Here is a 375-nt window from a genome sequence, read left to right on the forward strand (position 1 = left end):
GCCGAAGGGTGTGGCGGTCACGCATCGCGATGTTCTGGATCTGGTCGTGGACGGGATGTTCGGCGGGGGTGCGCATGAGCGGGTGCTGATGGTGGCGCCGTATGCGTTCGATCCGTCGACGTATGAGGTGTGGGTGCCGTTGCTGCGGGGTGGGCGGACGGTGGTGGCGCCGGAGGGTGATCCGAGTGTGGCGACGCTGGCCCGGCTGATCGGTGAGGAGGGGAGCACCGGGCTTCAGGTGACGGCGGGTCTGTTCCGGGTGATGGCGGAGGAGGACCCGGGTTGTTTCGCGGGGGTGCGGGAGGTCATCACCGGTGGTGACGTCATCTCCCCGACCGCGGTCCGCCGCGTCCTGGAACACTGCCCCGACACCGT

1 protein-coding gene is annotated in these 375 nt (G+C 69.1%); it reads left to right on the plus strand.

Features of this window, described 5'->3' with window-relative positions; genetic code table 11:
• Positions 1-10: 10 nt before the first annotated feature.
• Positions 11-375: AMP-binding protein (locus ACLZOT_RS50445; RefSeq protein WP_416976051.1), on the plus strand; the 365-nt coding region annotated here is incomplete at its 3' end.

This window comes from Streptomyces sp. 4F14 (assembly GCF_048159485.1).
Classification (GTDB): Bacteria; Actinomycetota; Actinomycetes; order Streptomycetales; family Streptomycetaceae; genus Streptomyces.